Genomic DNA, 14,287 nt, shown 5'->3' with positions numbered 1-14,287 from the left:
GAGTTATATGAAGGCTGCTACGGCAGCGATCGATCTGGATGCACTCAGATTCAACCTAAAACAGATTCGTCACCAAGCCCCAAAGAGTAAGGTGATGGCTGTGGTGAAAGCCAATGGTTACGGCCATGGGTTGCGTCATATTGCCAAAAATGCAGATGGGGCTGACAGCTTTGGTGTGGCACGTATTGAAGAAGCATTACAGCTTCGTGCATCAGGCATAGTAAAGCCTATTCTGCTACTTGAAGGTTTTTACTCGGCTGGCGATCTTCCGGTACTTATCACCAATAATATCCAAACTGTGGTGCACTGTGAGGAGCAACTCCAAGCCCTTGAGCAAGCGGAGCTGGAAGTTCCTGTGGTTGTTTGGGTAAAACTCGATAGTGGTATGCACCGTTTAGGCGTTCGTCCTGAACAGTTTCAAGACGTGGTTGCGCGTCTACAGGCCTGTCCTAATGTTGCTAAACCATTGCGTTATATGAGTCATTTTGCGAGCGCTGATGAACTCGATAGCGTAGTGAGCGCTGAGCAAACGCAATGCTTTTTATCTTTGACTGAAGGTTGTGAGGGGGAGCGCTCCCTTGCTGCATCTGCTGGTTGCCTGGCTTGGCCTGAAAGCCAACTCGATTGGGTGAGACCTGGCATCATCATGTATGGCGTGTCACCATTTGGTGATAAAACCGCGCAACAACTTGGCTTCAAGCCCGTAATGACACTCAAATCCCATTTGATTGCTGTTCGTGAAGTTAAAGCTGGCGAGAGTGTTGGTTACGGTGGAATCTGGACCAGCGAGCGAGATACTAAGGTCGGTGTTATCGCTATTGGTTATGGTGATGGGTACCCTAGAACTGCACCAAATGGCACTCCTGTTCTCGTTAATGGTCGTCGAGTACCGATCTCTGGTCGAGTTTCGATGGATATGTTGACCGTTGACCTTGGGCCGAGTGCGCTAGATAAAGTCGGCGATGAAGCTATTCTTTGGGGAGAGGAACTCCCGAGTGAAGAGGTTGCTGCACATATTGGTACTATCGCTTATGAGCTAGTGACAAAGCTAACTTCACGTGTCGAAATGGAATATCGAATTAATGAAAAGCCTGTATAAGTCGTTACTGGCAGCAACACTTTGTTCAACTCTCTGTTTACCGTCATATGCGGAAGAGCAGAAAGAACCCCGAGAGCCAAAAGATTCTGCTTTTGTCCCTTTTTATTTCAGCACTGAAACACTAGGCAATTCATTTGGTGTTGCAGGTGTAATGAAAGGGGTAGGGCAACCACAGGCTGTCCTCTTCGGTATGGGGTTGTACACAGATAAAGATAGCTATGTTGGCTTCCTATCTGCCTTAAACTATGCCGTTTCCGACAATTGGTTAGTAAGCTCTCAGCTTTATCAGGCTCAATTCAACGAGAATCCTTATTATCTTGGTGACCAAGGCAATAATGACTCTGATCCGCTATTCCAAGGCACCGTCACCAATGGCTTAGAAAATCGATACGAAGCCACTTTCCGCTATCTTCTTCCATGGGGCTCGGTTAGGGACAATGGCCTATTAGGTGCGTTTCAAGCGAATCGCGATGTGAGTTTTGCCTCTCCGGTTGACTCCGGTGTGAGCTCTATCAGCTTTACCCCGTTCTATTCTTCGCGAGATCTCGATATTGACGACGAACGCAAACAAACGACGGGTTTAGAGATCGCATTTGATTGGGACAATCGTGATAATTCACGAAACCCAACTACAGGTTCTCACACCCGATTCGATTTGACGTTCGGCTCTGAAACCTTAGGCACGCTGGAGCCATGGTTGAAATTGGAGTTCCAAAACAGCCACTACTTTGACATCGGCTCGCTGGGCAATATATTTGATAAGCAAGTGTTAGCTTTTGATTTTTACACGGCTGACACCCCAACGTGGAATGCAAGCTATACATCAGATAGGGCTCGTCCGCCAGAGCATGAACAAGTTCGTTTAGGAGGCCTCTACCGACTGCGTAGCTATACCGGAGGTCGATATCACGGACGCTCGGCGATCCATTATTCGGCAGAGTATCGCGTGCTTCCCGATTGGCAACCACTCGATGATATCCCAATTATCAATTATTACGATCTACCTTGGTGGCAGTGGGTTGTGTTTGCTGACGTAGGACGTGTCGCAGAAGAGTACGACATCAAGACATTACACACGGATATGAAATGGAGTATCGGTGGTGCAGTACGTTTTCAGGTTGAAGGTATTGTTGTTCGTACAGAGATATCCCGCGGGGAAGAAGAAGGTTTATTTAGAGTCATGATCAATCAGCCGTTCTAAATATCAATCCTTTTATGCTTGAAGCCGCTCGATGAGCGGCTTTTTACTATAGGTATGTGGCTATTATCTACTTGGTATGAACTGTCTGGTATGAATAGTCATCTAGTTATCCGTGTTCACCTTGAATTGTCGCGATGATGGTACGAGAGCCTCCATAGTCACGGTGCTCGCCGAGGTAAATTCCTTGCCAGGTCCCCAGTGCTAATCGCCCATTAGTAATCGGTATGGTCACGCTGCTACCGAGCAAAGACGATTTGATATGTGCTGGCATGTCGTCGTCGCCCTCATAGGTGTGGCGATAATAAGCGGCGCGTTCAGGTACAAATTGATTAAAGTGAGATTCCATATCTTGCCGGACTGTTGGGTCTGCATTTTCATTCAACGTTAGGCTTGCTGAGGTGTGCTGAATGAACAGGGTAACCAAGCCTACAGATAGGGAATGAATTTCTGAAATATGTTGTTCAATTTCATCAGTGACGAGATGAAAACCACGTTTTTGGGCTGAGAGTTGGAATTGCTTCTGAAACCACATGGTGTATACCTTGAAATGTGTTGGAAATAGTGAGGCTTTGTCGCTATCTTTATTGGCATTCATCGTGACACAGATAACGCTATGCAGTGAAAAGTACTTTGCTTAACGTGACCTACCTCAAAGTGAGTGCAAGTGACATTGGCGATAATGTACACCGCTCAAATGATTAACGATGAAAAAATATTACGAAGTTTAGTGACTTAGCGCACTGGGCTCTTAGAGTCAGCGATATACCTCTAGGCTTATCAGTTGATACAAAAAATTACACTGACTCGTCAAACTGTTTTGCTAAAATTGGGAATTCTAATCGGCCGTTAGGCGGTGCTGATGGAATTAAAACCTAAAAGAACTAATGGGATAGACACCATGTTGAAAAACATCAATCCAACGCAAACACAAGCTTGGAAAGCGCTAACTGCGCATTTTGAATCTGCACAAGATATGGATCTGAAAGCGCTATTTGCTCAAGATGCAGCACGTTTTGACAAGTTCTCTACTCGCTTCGGTGAAGAGATGCTTGTGGATTACTCAAAGAACCTTATCAATGAAGAAACATTGAAGCACCTGTTCGCTCTAGCTAACGAAACTGAGCTTAAAGCAGCGATTGAAGCGATGTTCAACGGTGATGCGATCAACCAAACTGAAGGTCGTTCTGTTCTACACGTAGCACTACGTAACCGCAGCAACACACCAATCACTGTTAAAGGTGAAGACGTAATGCCAGCTGTTAATGCTGTTCTAGAAAAGATGAAAGGCTTCTCTGAGCGCGTGATTGGCGGTGAGTGGAAAGGTTACACAGGTAAAGAAATCACTGACGTTGTAAACATCGGTATCGGTGGTTCAGACCTAGGTCCTTACATGGTGACTGAAGCGCTTGCACCATACAAAACGCGTCTAAACATGCACTTTGTTTCTAACGTTGATGGTACTCACATCGCGGAAACTCTGAAGAAGGTAGACCCAGAAACCACATTATTCCTAGTGGCTTCTAAGACGTTTACAACGCAAGAAACAATGACCAACGCACACTCTGCACGTGATTGGTTCCTAGCTTCTGCTGGTGATGAAGCACACGTTGCTAAGCACTTCGCAGCACTTTCTACTAACGCTGGCGCGGTTTCTGAGTTTGGTATCGACACAGAAAACATGTTCGAATTCTGGGATTGGGTTGGCGGTCGCTACTCTCTATGGTCTGCAATCGGTCTGTCGATCATCCTAGGTGTTGGCTACGACAACTTCGTTGAGCTTCTAACGGGCGCTCACGAGATGGATAACCACTTCAAGTCAACAGAGCTTGAAAGCAATATCCCAGTAATCCTGGCTCTAATCGGTATTTGGTACAACAACTTTCACGGCGCTGAGTCTGAAGCTATCCTACCTTACGACCAGTACATGCATCGTTTTGCGGCATACTTCCAGCAAGGTAACATGGAATCAAACGGTAAATTCGTTGACCGTAACGGTAGCGCAGTAGATTACCAAACTGGCCCAATCATCTGGGGTGAACCAGGTACTAACGGTCAGCATGCGTTCTACCAGCTTATCCACCAAGGTACTAAGCTAATCCCTTCTGACTTCATTGCTCCAGCAGTAAGCCATAATCCAACTGGCGATCACCACCAGAAGCTGATGTCTAACTTCTTCGCTCAAACTGAAGCACTAGCATTCGGTAAGTCAGCAGAGGCGGTGAAGGCAGAGTTCCTAGCGGCAGGTAAAACGGAAGAAGAAGTGGCTGAACTAGTACCATTCAAGGTATTCGAAGGTAACCGCCCAACTAACTCAATCCTAGTAAAAGAGATCACTCCTCGTTCTCTAGGTAACCTAATCGCAATGTACGAGCACAAGATCTTCGTACAAGGCGTTATCTGGAACATCTTCAGTTTCGACCAGTGGGGTGTTGAGCTAGGTAAACAACTAGCAAACCAAATCCTACCTGAGCTAGCAGACGAGTCGGAAATCAACTCTCACGACAGCTCGACTAACGGTCTAATTAACGCATTTAAAGCGTTCAAAGCGTAAGTTAGTCAGAAGCCAAGTTATAGCAAAACGCCAGCATCATTGATGCTGGCGTTTTTTCATATTTGTCATCACCTATAGCGACGAAGGAGCGTAGTAAGAGATCTTAGCGTGAGTGTTTGAAGATCCCCAACTCGGTCATTCTTCCCTCTTGAGGATGACAGCTATAAAAAAGGGTTGACGAACATCGTCAACCCTTCAAAGTTCTAGCTCTCTAGCTCTCTAGCTCTCTAGCTCTCTAGCTCTCTAGCTCTCTAGCTCTCTAGCTCTCTAGCTCTCTAGCTTTTACTCGAAACAAATCTCGATGAAAGCATTTCCCCATTCAGAGTTGAATGGCATGATGATGATCGCACCTTCACACTTGTGACGAATGGTATGGCCCTTACCGGAAACCACAACAGGTGTTGCCATATCAAAGTCGAAGCCGCTTTCTGCAAGAATGCGTTTTGCACCGCCAGTTACCATGTTGGTAATTTCACCCACCATGTCAGTCACTTCTTCGTTTACACCGTTTGGACGTTCGCCCAGCATGTTTTCCATGATTTGCAGTGCAAGAGCTTCATCGAAAGTGATCGACATTGAGCCACGAGTCTGTGGGCCAACCATACCGATTAGGCCAGATACATCGCCACGTGCGATTTCATCTTTCTTAATACGTGGTTTTTGAGGCTTCAATTCCATAGAAGCCATCGTTTTTAGTACGTTCATTAGAGAGGCTAAAAACGGGTTTACAAATTCAGCTCGCATAATACTTCTTTCTTAAATCGTGAGTTATCACTTCGATAAACAAACTTCGCAGGTACCGTGAGATTCGATGACATGATTTGTCAGTTGAAAGCCCTGCTTTTGTGCATTTTTAGTTAATAAAGCTATTAAGTTATCGTCTTGGAGTTCTATCACGCTGCCACACTGATCACAAACCAATAGCTGGGAAAAGTGTTTGTGGTCACTGCACGCACAACAAGAGATAAAACTGTTGGTTGACTCAACTCGATGAATAAAGCCCTGCTCAAGCAGGAAATCAAGCGCTCGATACACTGTTGGTGGCTTTGCTTGAGGCTCGTCTACTTTTAGCTTTTCTAGTAACTCATAAGCGCTGGATGCTTTTTTGCTTTCGCAAATGAGTTCAAATACTTTTCTACGCTGAGGAGTAAGTCGAACTCCTCGAGCCTGACAGATTTTCTCGATCTGCCCGGTCGTTAACTGTTCCAATCGTTATACCATCATTTTGTGACGATCGTAATAATATATCATGTTCTAATTTTGTACGCTTTTACAATATCTCAATATTAGCATTTTTCTCAGTACCATCACGTTTGTCGCTGGTCGAGCAGATATGTATAATCCCTGTCTCAAAATAGGGCTGAAGCTATGTTTAGCGTATGTCCTCAAACGAATTCATTTAGACTCTCAAATGCCACAATGCACGGAATAAGCTAAGGCGTTGAAATTATATAGGTTAATTTATATGTACTCAGCTAACCGCTTATCAGTCGCCCCGATGCTCGATTGGACTGACCGTCATTGTCGTTACTTTCACCGTTTGCTGTCTAAAGAGACGCTTCTTTACACCGAGATGGTGACCACAGGCGCAATTCTGCATGGTAAAGGCGATTTTCTTGCTTATAGTGAAGAAGAGCACCCACTAGCACTGCAGTTGGGTGGCTCAAATGCTAAAGAGCTAGCAGAATGTGCCAAGCTGGCTCAAGAGCGTGGTTACGATGAGATCAACCTTAACGTTGGTTGTCCGTCAGACCGAGTGCAAAATGGTCGCTTCGGAGCATGCTTAATGGCAGAACCAGAGCTGGTGGCAGATTGCGTCGCTTCGATGAAAGACGTGGTTGATATCCCGGTGACAGTGAAGACACGTATTGGTATCGACGAGCAAGATTCTTATGAGTTCCTAACTAACTTCATCACTGTTGTCTCAGAAAAAGGCGGCTGTGAGCAGTTTACTATCCATGCTCGTAAAGCTTGGTTAAGTGGCTTGAGCCCGAAAGAGAATCGCGAGATCCCACCTCTAGACTACACACGCGCCTATCACATTAAGAGAGATTTCTCACACCTAAACATTGGTGTTAATGGTGGTATCACCACGCTTGAAGAAACAAAAGAACATCTTCAACATCTTGATGGCGTGATGATTGGTCGCGAGGCTTACCACAACCCATATATCTTGGCTCAGGTAGATCAGCAAATCTTCGACAAGCAAACGCCAGTATTATCTCGTCATGAAGCGGTTGAACTGATGTATCCATACATTGAACGTGAAATGGCAAAAGGGGCGAACCTTGGTCATATCACGCGCCATATGCTTGGGCTGTTCCATGCTCAACCAGGTGGCCGTCAATGGCGTCGTCATATCAGTGAAAATGCGCATAAGAAAGGCGCAGGTATTGAAGTAGTCGAAGCGGCATTAAAGAAGATCCCGACAGAATAACCAGCTTAGTAAGCCAGGGTGTATTTTTTACACCTATTTGGCGATATATACCACACCATGTAATAAGGAAGAGCGCTTAGATTAAGTGCTCTTTTTTATTTCTATTATAAAACATGATCTTATGTTAATTCTTCATAGTTGGCTTGGTTGCTGCAATAGAACAAATAATCGATATGACTTTAAGGGGTTAAGCCATGTTTGAGCTGATATTTATTCTTGTATTTGCAGCGACGTTACTTGTTACGGGTTTTACTATGGTGACTGTGATTGGCGCTACCTTCTTAGCATTTGCCGTGATGTTTATACTCGGTATGGTAGGGATGGTATTTAAGTTGCTGCCGTGGATCATTGTGATTGCTGTTGGTTATTGGTTCTTCAAAAACTACGTGGTGCAGTCTCGTCGTTATTAGGTGAATAGGCCCTAGTGTTGGAACGTTCCTAACGAAAGCTTGAATTTGCAATGACGGAAATCGCTATAGATGCTAAGAGAGTCTGTGCTACTATTTTCGATGTTATTGAATTAATTAATAGAAACTTGGAGCACGCCTGAATGACTCTCAAAATATTGGCAACTGCATCGGTTGCTGCTTTCACATTTGCAATTCCTGCATTCGCAAATACCGATGCTCCAGAAAGCATCGCGTCAGAGAGCAAGAACTTTGATGTCACTCTAGGTGCTGAAATGTGGTGGACCAGTACTAAGGTAAACGAAGTCCGTCGTGATGACTCAGACAACCCAAGCTTTTATTTGTCAGTAAGAAATGATATTGATTACGTACCGAACGTTCGCGTGCGCTACTCGTCGGTGGACGCTGACTACATGGCGTTTGATAAGTATGACCTGACTCTATCATACCAGCTCATGGATCATGAACTACTGCATTTTGATGCCGGGCTAACGTTCAGTGATCTTGGAAACACGCTATATCGAGATGCTAATAACGACACCAGAACGGATTTCGATTCGTTCATTTGGGCTTGGTATGGCTATGGTGAAATTAAAGTCCCAAATACTGAGTTAGAGATCATTGGTGAGATGAACTTTGGTGACAGCAGCGGCATTAAAAGTACCGACTTGATGGCTGGTGTGCAGTACCGAGTCCCAATGGGCAAAGTGGACGTCAACTTCCGTGGCGGCTACCGAGTGATTGATCTTGAGTCTGAAGACTTCGCCATCTCGTCAGCAGAAGATGGTATTAAAGGGAAAGAGTTTATCTTTGCTGATGGTTGGTTCTTAGGGGCGGATGTAACCTTTTAATCGTCTTGGTTCTTTAGAACGTCGCTTTATTAGCGGCGTTTTTTTATATCTTTTGATTATAAACCCTTCACAACATTTCTCACTTTGCTCACTTTGGACCATGCTTATAGCTAGAATGGAATAGCTGTCTAGTGGCATGGAGCAACGATGACCATTAATGAACTGCGCGCTTTATACCGCGAAAGAGAGCTGGTAGAAGCGATCATCGAGCCTTCTTCCCAGGAAGATGCATACATTGTTGAGTTTCGTCATGCTCGTGGTGGCTTTGTATTACTTACTGATGCGAACGGCGAAGAGTGCCATTATGAAAACCTTGATTCCGCATCGCGTTCAGCGATGGCAGTCGGTTTTAGTCAGGTTCGAATCGAATCTTAACTCCTCTTATATTTCTTCCAAAAAGTTATAAAACATACTTTTCTATTCTTTCTTGTTATTAGTAAAGGTGGTTAATCTTACGTCACGCAATGAATAGGGATGTCGTGACAATGTCTTTACAGAAGAAAGAAAATAATACGTCGCCAGAGAATAGCGCTCCATCAGGGATAGCTGGCTTGACGGCTCCACTCAATGACCAACAGTTTGGTCAACTTCAACAAACCGTATCTGAATTATCACCCCAACAACTCGCTTGGGTGAGTGGCTACTTTTGGGGTTTAAGTCAATCCCAACCTTCAGCTGCAGCTGCTCCTATTGCCAATGCTGCTTCAGCAGTTGCAGCAAAGCCGGCTGGAAAACTGACGATTATCTTTGCATCTCAAACCGGTAACGCTAAAGGTGTGGCGGAAGCATTAGAAGCTGAAGCGAAGGCGGAAGGTATCGCTGTCGAGTTATTTGATGCCAGTGATTACAAAGGTAAGAACCTAGCCAAAGAAACGCACGTCATTATTGTCGCATCGACCAATGGTGAAGGTGAGGCACCAGACAATGCCATTGAGCTGCATGAGTTCTTGCAATCAAAGAAAGCACCTAAGCTACCCAACCTTAAATATGGTGTTATCGGCCTCGGTGATTCTAGCTATGAGTTCTTCTGTCAGACAGGTAAAGACTTTGATGCCTTCTTAGCAAAACAAGGCGCGACATCGTTTATTGATCGTATTGACTGTGATGTGGACTATGAAGGCGAGGCTCAAACTTGGCGAGCAAAAGCACTTGAACAAGTGAAAGAAGCACTTTCCTCTGGAATTGAAGCGGAGGTAGTTCAGCTTCCTCTTGCACAGGCTGCTCATTCTCAATACAACAAGCAAAACCCATACACGGCAACGCTATTAACGAGTCAAAAGATTACTGGTCGAGATTCAGGTAAGGATGTACGTCACATTGAAATCGACTTAGAAGAATCTGGACTTACCTACCAGCCAGGTGATGCGCTTGGGGTTTGGTTTGAAAACAGTTCCGATCTCGTCAATGCGATTCTAGCTCAGGTGGGACTATCAGGTGTCGAAAGTATTGATGTCGATGACGAGAGCTTATCTATCCACAGTGCTTTGGTGAGTAAGTATGAGATTACTGCGTCGAACCCTCAATTAGTAACTAAGTATGCCGAGCTGTCAGGCAGTAAGAAGCTGCTTAAATTGGTTGATGACAAAGACAAGCTGCGCGAATACGCAGGAAATACTCAGTTAATTGACGTACTGAAAGAGAAGAAAACCAAATTGTCGGCCGAAGAGCTTGTCGGCTTACTTCGTAAGTTAACCCCACGTTTGTACTCTATCGCTTCAAGCCAAACAGAAGTGGATGAAGAAGTGCATCTAACGGTTGGGTTGGTTGAATACGACAAATGTGACGAAAAACGCTTTGGCGGTGCTTCAAGCTTCTTAGCCCATCGCCTTGAAGAAGGCGGTGAAGTGAAGGTATTTGTTGAGAACAACAATAACTTCAAACTCCCTGAAAGTGATGATGTGCCAGTGATTATGATTGGACCAGGTACAGGTATCGCACCGTTCCGTAGCTTTATTCAAGAGCGTGACAACCGCGATGCTGAAGGTAAGAACTGGTTGTTCTTCGGTGACCGTACCTTTACGCAAGATTTCTTGTACCAAGTCGAGTGGCAAAAGTATCTTAAATCGGGGCTGTTGACCCAACTTGATGTCGCGTTTAGCCGCGACCAGCATGAAAAAGTCTATGTACAGCATCGAATCTTAGAGCAAGCACAACAGCTTTGGGGGTGGTTGCAAGAAGGGGCTTATATCTATGTATGTGGTGATGCCACGCGAATGGCCAAAGATGTGCATGAAGCTCTGATCACGGTTGCATCACAACAAGGCAACTTATCAAGAGAACAAGCAGAAGAATATATCAACGATCTACGTAAAGCGAAGCGTTACCAAAGGGATGTGTACTAATGAGCAAGCAAGATATCGCACAACAAGAAGTATTAGGGCAGGTATTGGGCCCATTAGCAGATAACGAACGCCTTAAAAGAGAAAGTAACTTCCTTCGTGGAACAATCGAGAACGATCTGCAAGATCGCATTACTGGCGGATTTACGGCGGATAACTTCCAGCTCATTCGCTTTCACGGAATGTACCAACAAGATGATCGAGATATTCGTAATGAGCGAGCTAAGCAAAAGCTTGAGCCACTTCATAACGTGATGTTACGTGCTCGTATGCCTGGTGGGATCATTAAGCCAGAGCAATGGCTGGCGATTGATAAGTTTGCAACGGACCACACTCTGTATGGAAGTATTCGTTTAACCACTCGCCAGACTTTCCAGTTCCATGGTGTATTAAAGCCCAATATCAAGCTAATGCACCAAACGCTTAACAGTATTGGTATTGATTCAATTGCGACAGCGGGTGACGTAAACCGCAATGTGTTGTGTACGACCAACCCAGTAGAATCTGAACTACATCAAGAAGCGTATGAGTGGGCGAAGAAGATCAGTGAACACCTACTTCCAAAGACCCGTGCATACGCAGAGATTTGGTTGGACGGCGAGAAAGTAGAAGATACCCAAGATGAAGAACCAATCTTGGGCAGTAACTATCTTCCTCGTAAGTTCAAAACAACCGTGGTAATTCCTCCACAGAATGATGTCGATGTGCATGCAAACGACCTTAACTTTGTTGCCATTGCACAAGATGGCAAGCTGGTGGGTTTCAATGTGCTCGTCGGTGGTGGTCTTGCAATGACGCACGGTGATACTTCGACCTACCCACGTCGTGCTGATGATTTTGGATTTGTACCTTTAGAAAAGACACTTGATGTAGCCGCTGCGGTTGTGACGACTCAACGTGATTGGGGTAACCGTTCAAATCGTAAAAATGCCAAAACCAAATACACACTAGATCGTGTTGGTAGTGACGTCTTTAAAGCTGAAGTTGAAAAACGAGCGGGCATTCAGTTTGAAGAGAGCCGTCCTTATGAATTTACCGATCGCGGTGACCGTATTGGTTGGGTGGAAGGAATCGATGGTAAACATCACCTTGCATTGTTTATAGAGAATGGTCGTCTACTTGATTATCCAGGTAAGCCACTAAAAACCGGTGTGGCTGAGATTGCGAAGATCCACAAAGGTGATTTCCGCATGACTGCAAACCAAAACCTGATTATTGCTGGTGTAGCTAAGAGTCAAAAAGCCAAAATTGAAAAGATCGCTCGTGAACATGGCTTGATGGACGACACAGTTAGTGAGCAGCGTAAAAACTCAATGGCATGTGTGGCGTTTCCAACCTGTCCGCTGGCGATGGCGGAAGCAGAGCGTTTCTTACCAGAGTTTGTTACACATGTTGAGGGTATCCTTGATAAGCATGGTTTAGATAAAGAAGAAAACATTATCTTACGTGTAACGGGCTGCCCTAATGGCTGTGGCCGTGCAATGTTGGCTGAGATTGGCCTCGTTGGTAAAGCACCAGGTCGATACAACCTACATTTAGGCGGTAACCAAGCAGGTACGCGTGTGCCTAAGATGTATAGAGAGAATATTACAGAGCAGCAAATCCTAGAAGAAATCGATAGTTTGGTGGGGCGTTGGTCTAAAGAAAGAGAAACTAATGAAGGGTTTGGTGACTTCACTATCCGTGCTGGCATCATCTCTGAAGTGAAAGTATCTAAGAGGGATTTTCATGCATGATTCAGCGACTTCAAGCTTGAAGTTAGCGGAACTAGTCAAACTGACCAAGACGGAACAAATACTCCGTCTTGCAGAGGTCAATGCTGAGCTAGAAGCGTTAACTCCAATTCAACGTATAGAGTGGGCTCTTAAAAACCTAGAAGGTAAAGCGGCGGTATCGAGTAGCTTTGGTATTCAGTCTGCCGTGATGCTAGATCTGGTGACAAAAGTCTCTCCAGACATGCCTGTTATTTTGACGGATACCGGATATCTATTTAAAGAGACATACGATTTTATTGACACTCTCACTGAAAGATTGAGTTTGAACCTAAAAGTTTACCGTTCTCATCAATCTGCAGCATGGCAAGAAGCTCGCTTCGGAAAACTGTGGGAGCAGGGGCTAGAGGGAATAGATAAGTACAATAAGATAAATAAGGTTGAGCCGATGCGTAGAGCCTTAGATGATCTTGATGTATCCATCTGGTTCTCAGGCCTAAGGCGTGAGCAATCAAACTCACGAGCAACATTACCCATTCTTTCGGTGCAAAACGGCGTATTCAAATTCCTACCGGTAATAGATTGGACTAATAAAGATGTCCACTACTACCTGGAGGAAAGAAACCTGCCATATCACCCTCTATGGGATGAAGGTTACCTAACTGTCGGTGATACACATACCACTAAGAAGTGGGAACCTGGAATGACGGAAGAAGAAACGCGCTTTTTTGGGCTTAAGCGTGAGTGTGGACTACATGAAGATGACAACGTCGAGAACTACGGTTCAGGTATATAGTCTTTAAAGTTTTCACCGTGAACAGTGAAAAGCAGCAGTTGTGCTGCTTTTTTGTTCTAATGTGAATAACTCTGTGAGTAAGTTGTTCTTTAATAGGGGGGCAAAGTGGGATAAATAAGGCTTTCAAAGTTAAATTGAATTAAATGCCACTTTTTCCATTTTTTTTCAAAAAAGGGCTTGCCAATGTGACGGCGATCTCTATAATGCGCATCCACTGACACGGCAGAGCCCACAAGGCTTTATCGAATAGTCAGTAAGATGAGCAAGACAATCTGGCATTGAGTTTCGAATTGAAAAGAAATTCAAAAAAACTTCTTAAAAGTGTTTGACACTGAAGTTCAAAACGCTAGAATGCACATCCGCTTTGAGAGTTACATCACAAAGCAAGCCGAAAGGCCCTTCTTGTTAGAAGGAATGTTCTTTAACAATTTAAACCTATCAATCTGTGTGGGCACTCGTTGATGATAATCACTAAGTTTGTTTTCGCTTTTATAAGCAAAGGCAAACAGATACTTCGGTATCAAAATGGTTTTCAATGAACTGAGTGACCAATCGATAATTTATTATCGGCACAGTCAATTCAAAGTCTCTAGGAACTAGCTTCTAGTCACTAGAAACTTAAATCAGTATTCATTGAGCCGACAAAATCTTAAATTGAAGAGTTTGATCATGGCTCAGATTGAACGCTGGCGGCAGGCCTAACACATGCAAGTCGAGCGGAAACGAGTTATCTGAACCTTCGGGGAACGTTAACGGCGTCGAGCGGCGGACGGGTGAGTAATGCCTGGGAATATGCCTTGATGTGGGGGATAACCATTGGAAACGATGGCTAATACCGCATAATGCCTTCGGGCCAAAGAGGGGGACCTTCGGGCCTCTCGCGTCAAGATTAGC

13 protein-coding genes and 1 rRNA gene are annotated in these 14,287 nt (G+C 44.7%); 11 read left to right on the top strand and 3 right to left on the bottom strand.

Annotated elements, in window-relative coordinates:
* Nucleotides 1-7: 7 nt before the first annotated feature.
* Nucleotides 8-1,099, top strand: coding sequence for an alanine racemase (alr, locus tag DPF91_RS19980; RefSeq protein WP_117236205.1), 1,092 nt, complete (start codon nucleotides 8-10; stop codon nucleotides 1,097-1,099).
* Entirely contained in the window at nucleotides 1,083-2,300 is a 1,218-nt protein-coding gene (locus DPF91_RS19975) for a BamA/TamA family outer membrane protein (RefSeq protein ID WP_117236204.1), read from the top strand. The genes alr and DPF91_RS19975 overlap by 17 nt, the downstream gene beginning before the upstream one ends.
* 106 nt (nucleotides 2,301-2,406) lie before the next feature.
* Here the strand turns inward: DPF91_RS19975 and DPF91_RS19970 are convergent, their stop codons facing one another.
* A complete protein-coding gene (locus DPF91_RS19970; protein WP_117236203.1) occupies nucleotides 2,407-2,832 on the bottom strand; it encodes a secondary thiamine-phosphate synthase enzyme YjbQ in 426 nt (141 codons plus the stop codon).
* Between the two features lie 366 nt (nucleotides 2,833-3,198).
* On the opposite strand from DPF91_RS19970, the gene pgi reads away from it, so the two are divergent.
* Nucleotides 3,199-4,851 carry a glucose-6-phosphate isomerase gene (gene pgi / locus DPF91_RS19965; protein WP_117236202.1) on the top strand — a complete coding sequence of 551 codons (1,653 nt, stop codon included), beginning with the start codon at nucleotides 3,199-3,201 and terminating at the stop codon, nucleotides 4,849-4,851.
* Between the two features lie 282 nt (nucleotides 4,852-5,133).
* Here the strand turns inward: pgi and DPF91_RS19960 are convergent, their stop codons facing one another.
* Entirely contained in the window at nucleotides 5,134-5,595 is a 462-nt protein-coding gene (locus DPF91_RS19960) for a chemotaxis protein CheX (protein ID WP_117236201.1), read from the bottom strand.
* Nucleotides 5,596-5,622: 27 nt separating this feature from the next.
* Nucleotides 5,623-6,060 (bottom strand): zinc uptake transcriptional repressor Zur, encoded by a 438-nt coding sequence (gene zur, locus DPF91_RS19955; protein ID WP_117236200.1) that lies wholly within the window; start codon nucleotides 6,058-6,060, stop codon nucleotides 5,623-5,625.
* Between the two features lie 256 nt (nucleotides 6,061-6,316).
* Here zur and dusA point away from each other — a divergent pair, with 256 nt between their 5' ends.
* The 8 genes from dusA to DPF91_RS19910 all read left to right on the top strand — a co-directional run.
* The gene (gene dusA, locus DPF91_RS19950) at nucleotides 6,317-7,288 is read left to right on the top strand and encodes a tRNA dihydrouridine(20/20a) synthase DusA (protein WP_117236199.1); all 972 of its coding nucleotides are present in this window, start codon (nucleotides 6,317-6,319) and stop codon (nucleotides 7,286-7,288) included.
* Between the two features lie 194 nt (nucleotides 7,289-7,482).
* Nucleotides 7,483-7,698, top strand: a complete 216-nt coding sequence (pspG, locus tag DPF91_RS19945) for an envelope stress response protein PspG (RefSeq protein WP_117236198.1) — start codon at nucleotides 7,483-7,485, stop codon at nucleotides 7,696-7,698.
* 140 nt (nucleotides 7,699-7,838) lie between these two features.
* Complete coding sequence (locus DPF91_RS19940) at nucleotides 7,839-8,546, top strand: TIGR04219 family outer membrane beta-barrel protein (protein ID WP_117236197.1); 708 nt, start codon at nucleotides 7,839-7,841, stop codon at nucleotides 8,544-8,546.
* Between the two features lie 147 nt (nucleotides 8,547-8,693).
* Nucleotides 8,694-8,921 (top strand): hypothetical protein, encoded by a 228-nt coding sequence (locus tag DPF91_RS19935; RefSeq protein ID WP_117236196.1) that lies wholly within the window; start codon nucleotides 8,694-8,696, stop codon nucleotides 8,919-8,921.
* 89 nt (nucleotides 8,922-9,010) lie between these two features.
* Nucleotides 9,011-10,888 carry an assimilatory sulfite reductase (NADPH) flavoprotein subunit gene (locus DPF91_RS19930; RefSeq protein ID WP_206355587.1) on the top strand — a complete coding sequence of 626 codons (1,878 nt, stop codon included), beginning with the start codon at nucleotides 9,011-9,013 and terminating at the stop codon, nucleotides 10,886-10,888.
* Complete coding sequence (gene cysI / locus DPF91_RS19925) at nucleotides 10,888-12,621, top strand: assimilatory sulfite reductase (NADPH) hemoprotein subunit (protein WP_117236194.1); 1,734 nt, start codon at nucleotides 10,888-10,890, stop codon at nucleotides 12,619-12,621. Before DPF91_RS19930 ends, cysI begins: the two co-directional genes overlap by 1 nt.
* A complete protein-coding gene (locus DPF91_RS19920; protein WP_117236193.1) occupies nucleotides 12,614-13,393 on the top strand; it encodes a phosphoadenylyl-sulfate reductase in 780 nt (259 codons plus the stop codon). Before cysI ends, DPF91_RS19920 begins: the two co-directional genes overlap by 8 nt.
* A gap of 651 nt (nucleotides 13,394-14,044) precedes the next feature.
* Nucleotides 14,045-14,287: ribosomal RNA gene (locus DPF91_RS19910) — 16S ribosomal RNA — on the top strand; the annotation flags it as partial.

Origin of the sequence: Vibrio maerlii, assembly GCF_003415655.1 — a bacterium.
Classification (GTDB): Bacteria; Pseudomonadota; Gammaproteobacteria; order Enterobacterales; family Vibrionaceae; genus Vibrio; species Vibrio maerlii.
Note: the sequence above shows the minus strand (reverse complement) of the source record. Positions and strands in the feature narration are given on the sequence as shown.

What these genes read in the sequence shown, in the direction of transcription:
- DPF91_RS19930 (WP_206355587.1), top strand. Translation starts at nt 9,011, where the DNA reads ATGAATAGGGATGTCGTGACAATGTCTTTACAGAAGAAAGAAAATAAT.
- DPF91_RS19920 (WP_117236193.1), top strand. Translation starts at nt 12,614, where the DNA reads ATGCATGATTCAGCGACTTCAAGCTTGAAGTTAGCGGAACTAGTCAAA.
- DPF91_RS19970 (WP_117236203.1), bottom strand. Translation starts at nt 2,832, where the DNA reads ATGTGGTTTCAGAAGCAATTCCAACTCTCAGCCCAAAAACGTGGTTTT.
- dusA (WP_117236199.1), top strand. Translation starts at nt 6,317, where the DNA reads ATGTACTCAGCTAACCGCTTATCAGTCGCCCCGATGCTCGATTGGACT.
- alr (WP_117236205.1), top strand. Translation starts at nt 8, where the DNA reads ATGAAGGCTGCTACGGCAGCGATCGATCTGGATGCACTCAGATTCAAC.
- DPF91_RS19935 (WP_117236196.1), top strand. Translation starts at nt 8,694, where the DNA reads ATGACCATTAATGAACTGCGCGCTTTATACCGCGAAAGAGAGCTGGTA.
- DPF91_RS19975 (WP_117236204.1), top strand. Translation starts at nt 1,083, where the DNA reads ATGAAAAGCCTGTATAAGTCGTTACTGGCAGCAACACTTTGTTCAACT.
- pspG (WP_117236198.1), top strand. Translation starts at nt 7,483, where the DNA reads ATGTTTGAGCTGATATTTATTCTTGTATTTGCAGCGACGTTACTTGTT.
- DPF91_RS19940 (WP_117236197.1), top strand. Translation starts at nt 7,839, where the DNA reads ATGACTCTCAAAATATTGGCAACTGCATCGGTTGCTGCTTTCACATTT.
- pgi (WP_117236202.1), top strand. Translation starts at nt 3,199, where the DNA reads ATGTTGAAAAACATCAATCCAACGCAAACACAAGCTTGGAAAGCGCTA.
- cysI (WP_117236194.1), top strand. Translation starts at nt 10,888, where the DNA reads ATGAGCAAGCAAGATATCGCACAACAAGAAGTATTAGGGCAGGTATTG.
- DPF91_RS19960 (WP_117236201.1), bottom strand. Translation starts at nt 5,595, where the DNA reads ATGCGAGCTGAATTTGTAAACCCGTTTTTAGCCTCTCTAATGAACGTA.